7 protein-coding genes are annotated in these 7,835 nt (G+C 27.4%); all 7 read right to left on the bottom strand.

The genetic code is table 4. The annotated features are described in order from the left end of the window. Positions 1-144: 144 nt before the first annotated feature. Positions 145-648 (bottom strand): dUTP diphosphatase, encoded by a 504-nt coding sequence (locus AAHM77_RS00460; protein ID WP_342252164.1) that lies wholly within the window; start codon positions 646-648, stop codon positions 145-147. A gap of 63 nt (positions 649-711) precedes the next feature. Continuing rightward, complete coding sequence (locus AAHM77_RS00455; protein ID WP_342252170.1) at positions 712-2,238, bottom strand: VWA domain-containing protein; 1,527 nt, start codon at positions 2,236-2,238, stop codon at positions 712-714. 31 nt (positions 2,239-2,269) lie between these two features. Continuing rightward, positions 2,270-3,718, bottom strand: a complete 1,449-nt coding sequence (locus AAHM77_RS00450; protein WP_342252169.1) for an AAA family ATPase — start codon at positions 3,716-3,718, stop codon at positions 2,270-2,272. A gap of 22 nt (positions 3,719-3,740) precedes the next feature. Next, positions 3,741-4,448, bottom strand: coding sequence for a hypothetical protein (locus tag AAHM77_RS00445; protein WP_342252168.1), 708 nt, complete (start codon positions 4,446-4,448; stop codon positions 3,741-3,743). A 111-nt stretch (positions 4,449-4,559) separates the two neighbouring features. Then, positions 4,560-6,227 (bottom strand): hypothetical protein, encoded by a 1,668-nt coding sequence (locus AAHM77_RS00440; protein WP_342252167.1) that lies wholly within the window; start codon positions 6,225-6,227, stop codon positions 4,560-4,562. 31 nt (positions 6,228-6,258) lie between these two features. Next, positions 6,259-6,804 (bottom strand): hypothetical protein, encoded by a 546-nt coding sequence (locus AAHM77_RS00435; protein ID WP_342252166.1) that lies wholly within the window; start codon positions 6,802-6,804, stop codon positions 6,259-6,261. A 1-nt stretch (position 6,805) separates the two neighbouring features. Continuing rightward, on the bottom strand, positions 6,806-7,835 hold a 1,030-nt coding region (locus AAHM77_RS00430; protein ID WP_342252165.1), incomplete at its 5' end, for a hypothetical protein.

Below are 7,835 nucleotides of genomic sequence, written 5' to 3'. Positions count from 1 at the left end.
AGAGCGATTAATTATTTTATAAGTAAAACTTTTAACTAATAATTCTTGTTCTTTTTTAGTCAAAGGAATTTCTTTAACATCTGAATTATTTCTTCTTCTAACAATTTTTTGATAGCTATAATCATTTGCCATTTGGATTAACCATTAATAATTATTTTCTTGACGTTGAAAATTAATTTTATTTTTTCTTTCATAATGTTTAATAATTATATCTTCATCAAATTTTAAATTATAACCAATATTTAAAAATGAATTTAATAAAATAAAGTAATGTGATATTCTAACATTTTTTGTAAAAAACATAAATTTGTTATAACAGTCTAAATATAATTTAGTTAATGAAACTCATTTGATTGGAATAAATTTAAACTCACTAAAATCTAATCCTTCAATATCATTGGCAATACTTATTAAAAAATGTAATCCATCGACATACTCTTCTAATAAAATATCCTTATCAGAAGTTGGTTTTTTTGATCAATATTTAAAATCTCTTTGTTCATTAATAAACTCTGAAAGTTCAATGATGAATGCTAATTGCCTCTTTTGGACTGTTTCTTCACGTGAAGTGTTTGATTTTTCAAAAATAAAATTATCTAAATTAGCTTGTTTATTCTTAATCTGTTCTAAAAAATTCTGTGACAGCACTTTAAAAATCCTTATATATTTATTAATATATTAAATATATAATAAATATTCTTGTGTTTCAAATTACTGGTCAAAATACACCTTATTTACATCATGTGGTTTGTACTGATTTAGTAATTGGTCTTCTAAAGAAACTACAATATTTTCTGCTGTAAACGGGTCGTCTGGATTATAGTATCAAAAGTTATTAAAGGTTTTTTTATTAATATTAACCTCTTCACCCTTCCCTATAGATATTGCATGAAAACGATTTCTTCTTTTTTGTAAGAACTGTAACTTATCTAAAATCTGATTAGACAAGTTTGGGACATAAAAATCTGAAATGACCAATAAGTCTGAGTTAAAATATTCATTTGTATCCATCATATCCATCGCATGATTGATGGCTGGATCGACATTGGTATTACCATTAAAACTAATGATAATAAATTTCATTAGTTCTTCAATGAAATTTTTGTTTTTAGTTAAATTTAAAACTTCATATCCATTCGAAAAATTAATTAAATAACATGGCCTTTTATCTCTATGTGCAATTTTTACCACCGCTAAGGCAATAGCTTTGGCAATTTGTTCAGAAATACCTTGCATCGATGAAGATGTGTCTAAACATAATATCACTGGACCTTTATTTTCCGGCACTTTATGTTCAACTATTTTTTCTTCAATAGTTTCTATGGGCACTAGGTGTTCAGAAATAAATTCAAAGGTTTGCAATTTATGCTCAATAAATTTTTTATTAAAAATATTAACTAATTTTGGATTATTTAAAAAAGATATTTCTGTTGGTAATATGTGTTCTAGGTCATTAGACTCTGTAATTCCGACTAATTCTTCTGGAGAATTACCACCTGGTTGTAATTCATATTTAATTACAATATGTTCATGAATTCTTTCTTCAATTAAATTGCTAACCCCTTTATATCTACCTAATAGACTTGCTATCTTCAGGATTGCAGGATCTTTTTCAAGGTATGCGATTAATTTGGCAATCGCTTCTAAATGCACTTTACTGATGTTATCTAAATTAAATGTTTGGAAATCACCAAAAAAATTAAAAATAGTTTGCATTAGTTTACCTAATTTTTTACTAATTTCAATTTTGTTATACATTTCCTGACTATATTGACTACGCATTTCTTCTAATTTGGATAATCGATAATCACACATTTTTTTAATTAAAAGACCTTCTCAGGTGTTTAAAAAATCTTTGTGCAACACATTAGGATTAATTTCATTTTTTTCAATTAAAATACGATAATAATTCAATCTACTATAAAATTTAGACTTAGTTTTGTATAAAAAATCTTGAACTTTATCATAATCATTAACCAAAGTTTGGAAATCGTTTGCTTCAACTCAATTAAATAAGTGAATTTCATTATTAATATTTTTTGATAATTCAATTTTTTGGACTTCTTTGTTTAATTTAACATCATAAAAATTATTAATATTTTGATCAAAATATTGGCTCATTCATTTTTTATGATTGGCAGGAAATTTAAAATGAAAATTTAAACGATCTTTGTTTTTTCATTCATTGAATTTTTGCTGTAATCTTTCTAGTTGTTTTTGTTCCAATGTTTGAGCCATTAATATCACCTTAATTTAGTTAAATATATTACTATTCCTCATCAGTGAACGCATTGTTGACCATTAGTGAATATTCATTTTGGAAAAAGATTGATTGTAATGATAATAATCGATCTTTTTCATGGAAAATACGATTGTTTATATCTGCAAGTCGATTTTCACATTCTTGCATTTTGTTTTCTATATTTGTTATATCTCCTTCGACACCATTTGAATCTTTTAATTCAATTGGACATTTTTCTTCTGTACCCATGTCTAATAAAATCATGTTTTTTTGGTCAATTAATTTAAATTTATGTTTTTTAATTTTTGGTTGACTTGTTAAATCCTTGGCAATATACAGACTGACTGTTTCTTTTTTGTGCAATAGCTTATCAAATTCTGCAATACTAATGTATTTAATTGGATATTCTTTATCTGCTGTTAAAATACGATAAAAATTACCTTTCAATTTGTTTGGGTCAATATAAATATTTTTAACGGCATGACCTTGCGGGTCTTCAAAATTTTTAATGATTTGATTTAGTTGAATAAATTCTTGATCAATAATAGCTTTTTCTTCTCTTAAGTCATATGTCAAACTTTCAATATATATTTCTTGAAAAATACGCCCATAAACTTCTTCTTGTTCTTCATCATCTCAAATACAATACTTAATTGCTAATCAATCTGGTTTATCTACAACTTGGCGGTTGTTGAAAAATGCTGAGGCTTTCATTATGCCAGCGATTTTTTTTCAACGACGATCAGAAATATACGCTTTGCCTTGGGTTAAAACAGCTAATTTGATTTTAATTCGTTTAATGAAATTAAAAGTTGATTGATCCATTTTAACATTAGCAATACCTTTTTTTCATTCCTTAAATTCAACATCACTAATTTGCAACTCCTCAGGAACTTCTATGTCTATCGGGATATTAGCATTTATCATTTCATTAAATGAATTTTCATTTTGAATCCCACGGACAATATAACGCATAATGAAACGGTCGTATAAAGCTTCCAGTCCTTGGCCTTCTGCAGGAAGCTCATTAGATGCTGAAATTAACAGTTTTAAAGGTACTTTCATATCTTCGCCACCATTTCTAAATAATTTTTCATTAATGATTGTTAGCAACGTATTTTGAATACTTGGACCTGCTTTTCAAATTTCATCTAAAAAAACAATTGATGATGTAGGTAGGTAACGATCAACCAATCTAATATATTTACCCTCTTGTAACTCTTTAATGGAAATAGGACCAAAAATTTCTTCAGGAGTTGAAAAACGGTTCATTAGGTATTCAAAACTAGTTCCATCTTGAATGGCAAATTTCATTCGACGAGAAATTAAAGATTTGGCGACTCCGGGTTTACCTAATAAAAACAAAGATTCACCAGAAAGCATAGTTAAAACAGCAAGACAAAAAACATCTCTTTTTTCATGCAGGCCTTTTTGTAATATATTGATTAATTGAATAATCTTGTCATCTCTTTCCATAATTTAACCCCTCTAATAAATATTATTTTTCTACATTAATTCTTCTTTTAATATCGTCAGATCTCACAATTAACATACAACCACCAATTATGACTAATGCAGAAATTACTAAGGTTGCAATTAAAAATATTACTGTAAGCCTTGGTTCAATTTTTATAATGTCTGATATTAATCCAGAAACAATTAACATTATTGAATAAAATAATTCAAAGGTCACAAAGTATAATATCCCCAAAACAATATAAGATATTCCTCAACCATAAACCGACCCAGCTGTTCTACACAAGATCATCGGTAAATATAATAAAAAAGCTGAAATAACAGTAACCACAATTAAAATGTTCGTCACCCCTTGACTTACAGTTCAACCAACACCAGCAAAAGCGCTCGAATCAGTAATAAAGTGTTCAGCGATTGGTCCAGCAAAAAAGACTCCAAAACAATAAGCCATTGCAATGTTTGCGATTTGTGAAAAAAGAATCATTAATCTTGCGAAAATTTCTTTACCACTCCCCCAATACATTCTACGATTAGAAAAGTCATTATGACGTAATGGATTGGCATAGCTAAAACGTTTTCGTTCTAATTCAATCTCTGATAAATTATTTTGATTCCCGTTTGCAAATGTTTCGTTTTTTACATTATTTGGTTTAATTTCTTTAGTGGCATTTATTTTATCCAAGGATTCTAAATCAGGGAAAATTGTACCTGTTAAATTATCATCTATCATTGTTATCTGACCCTTTAAAAATTATAAACTCTTATTATAATTATATAATATTTTTAATGTTTTTTAAAGTTAATATATTGTTTAAATATATTTTTTTTGGTATTATTAGTATTAAACTTTATTTTCATAACTTTGATTATAATTTAATAGGAATGTTTTGTTATAGTTACTTGGTGATGTGACTGTGTAACTTATTTTTAAAGAAAATTTATAATTAACTCCAACTATATTACCTTCTCCATCAGTAATATAATTACTATCGACAGATGTTACATCAATAGCGCAAGAATTCAAATGTTCTTTCCCAGGTGATGCTATGTTATTCCTTATAAGTGAATCGATACTAGATTTATAGTTATTGGTGTTATTAATATATGACTCAAACTGAGTCAAATGATTGGGATCGCCACTGAATTCTGTGCCACCAGCATTGCTCGCTATTTGGTTTAAGGTATTATTGGAATCCTTGAAAAAGTTGGATTTTTTTGTACAATCTAATGATTTTTCTGGGTTATTATAACTCTTTTGAGTTCAATCACCATTTATGGTAGTTTGTTGATCGGCAAATTCTAATTTTCATTTTGTGTGAAATTCATGTTTTACAGAATTTCATTCCCCAGAATTATCAGTTTGAATATCTTCTGGAGCATAGCCTGAATAAACATCATTTACTCCGCCACTAGAATCATTAGAAATAGTTAAAGGATTAACTCCTAAAAACCCTAAAATTTGGTTGAAATCTTTTAATTGGTCTTTTGAATTTTGATTAACTTGAATCAAGCTATCATAAATATCATTACCCAAAACATTTCGATTATCATATTCTATCGGTTGTTGTGCACCGTTTCCGAACACTGTATCTAGATTAATTTCAGATTTTACTGATGTACCATCTAATAAATAAATTAACTTTTCACCATCGCCGACATTTAAATAGTGATAATATGTTTGTACAATGCTCTGCATTAAAGTCGCATTATTTTCTGCTGTCGTGTCTCAATTTAAATACACATCATCCATCATATGTAAAATTTGATATAAATTACGATCAAATACTCGGTTATATTCATAATTAAAAGATTTGTCTAAATTATAATAATGACCATATTCGTTTAAGGCAATTAGCCCAATTTTATAACTGTAGGAAACTTGATAATTGTAAGTACCGTTTTGTGCAATATGCACCAAACTATAAGCATCATGATAACCATCATGATCATTATCAACATTGCTAATGATAATTTCTGGAGCAATGATCAATTTCATTGTTTCATCTTTATAATTTACATATAAATCATTTTGGTCTGTTACATTATTCGCATCCAATAATGTTGCTTTTGAACCATATAACATATTATTAATGTCATTTCACAAATTGTTGTCACTATAAATATCTGAAACTAATTTATTCTTTAAATTAGAATCGTTTAAGTTATTTCCAACCTCTTCTTGTGTCATATAACCAGTTAAAAAATTATCGCTTAACGTATTCGAAATTGTTGGATTGTGATTACTTTTTTTTGAACTTATTCGAAAATTAAATAAATTATAGTTGTTGTTGTTAAACTCATCATCTAAAAGTGTATTTAATTCATTGTATAAATTAGAATAATTATTATTATCAATTTTAGGTAAAGAATTTAAATTAACACTGTAAATTGAAGGAATAAAAAATAAACCTACAACCACACCGATTGTCGCTAAAACAGAAAAAAAGGTAGTTCAATGCATTATTTTCAATGTTTTTTTAGTTGATTTACTTTTAACTTTTTTCCCCATAATTAATAACCTCTTTTTAAATCAATAATAATTATTTAATGAATTTTTCTAATTTTAATTGGTCAATTTTATATTCAATCATTTTTCTTTCTTGCCATTGTTTTTTAATTTGTTTTAATAAAATCTGATAAAAAATTAACATCATTGCTCCCCCTATCACAAGTAAAACTATCCCTACTAGGGTTTCTGTGAAGAAATAAATAGTTAAAGTATAAACTATCATCGCAATTAGTGGCATTATCAAAATAAATAATGTTACATAATTCACGATAACCAATGTTTTAATTTTTGCAGGCTCTGATTCCTTCAAAAATGGAAAAACTAAGATACCAACAAAAATTAAAGAAATTAATAACGTGCCTGCCCCAACAATATTTCCAAATAATTGAAATTTAGAAGTTGTTATTTGTCCAATTTCTCATTCAAAATAGTGACTTGCAAAATAACAAGCCTTACCAATAAAAAAACTACTAAACATTAAAATTAATCCAGAAAATAAAATAAAATACCTTACCACTATTTCAGCAGTGGTGTTATTGTTAACTTTTAAATCATCTAGTTTTTGATTGTTGTCCATCTTATTGCCCCCAAACAATTCTAAAATTTAAAATTAACTGATTATACCGCGGGCTAGCAGCACCATTATCAGTTCGACATGAATAATAAACATTTAATGTAGGAACATTTTGTTGGATTTGTTGTACACTTGCAGAACTTCAAGTTTGTAATCATTCGAAATTATTTACAGGGTCCATATTATTTGCTGAATGTTCATTGTCGTAAAAATGGAATCACGGTAATGGATTCCCTGTATCCGAAGAAATTTCAGGATTGGTGTTATATTTATATACATTGTTCCAATGTTGTTTGAACTCTTGAAAAGTTGGTGGTAAATCATCTTTAAATCTGGGTTGCAACTTTGGCGATTCTCACATATCAGTTAGACAAGTATAAATTTTATTGATAATTTTATTATTTACATAATTATAAAAATCATTTATATTTTTAGTATTTTTTAATTCACTGACACTTAATGAAATAACTATTTTATATCTAGGATCAAGTGTTTCTAGATTAGAATATGGATGCAACAGAACTCCATTTCAAAAATTCATCATTGTCATATTAAAAGCACCAGAATCAGGATTAATATCACTTGTCCCTTTATTTGTAGATGGGTCTAGCGAATATTTTTGACCTGTTCCAGATAAGTGGAATAATACCGGAACTATTGGAGAACTAGCAGTTGAATAAGTGTAAATGGGTTGGGTCGCCATAAAAGGTAACGCGTTCATATCCATTAGTTCGGGCATTTCACTTATTAATTTAAGAAACTCTTGAGTATTTCCGTTTTCAATATCCTGAATGATTTTAATAAATTCGTCTAATGTCATGTCGCTATCATTTATCATCTGAATAATCGATTGTAAATTGAAATCATATGTACCATCTTGATCTTTATCACTTACTGGTAAATATAATAATGAAACTAAACAATTTTGATTTACTTGATCAGCTGTTAAATACGTTTGATTTTGCGGGTCTAGCGAATTATTCGGGTTATTTGGGTTATCTATAATTTTTGTTTGATCAAAACTATTAATATTA

The sequence above is a fragment of the Spiroplasma endosymbiont of Amphibalanus improvisus genome, from assembly GCF_964030645.1.
Classification (GTDB): Bacteria; Bacillota_I; Bacilli_A; order Mycoplasmatales; family Mycoplasmataceae; genus CAXIPX01.
The sequence above is the reverse complement of the archived record's forward strand: the minus strand, read 5'-3'. Positions and strand labels throughout refer to the sequence as shown.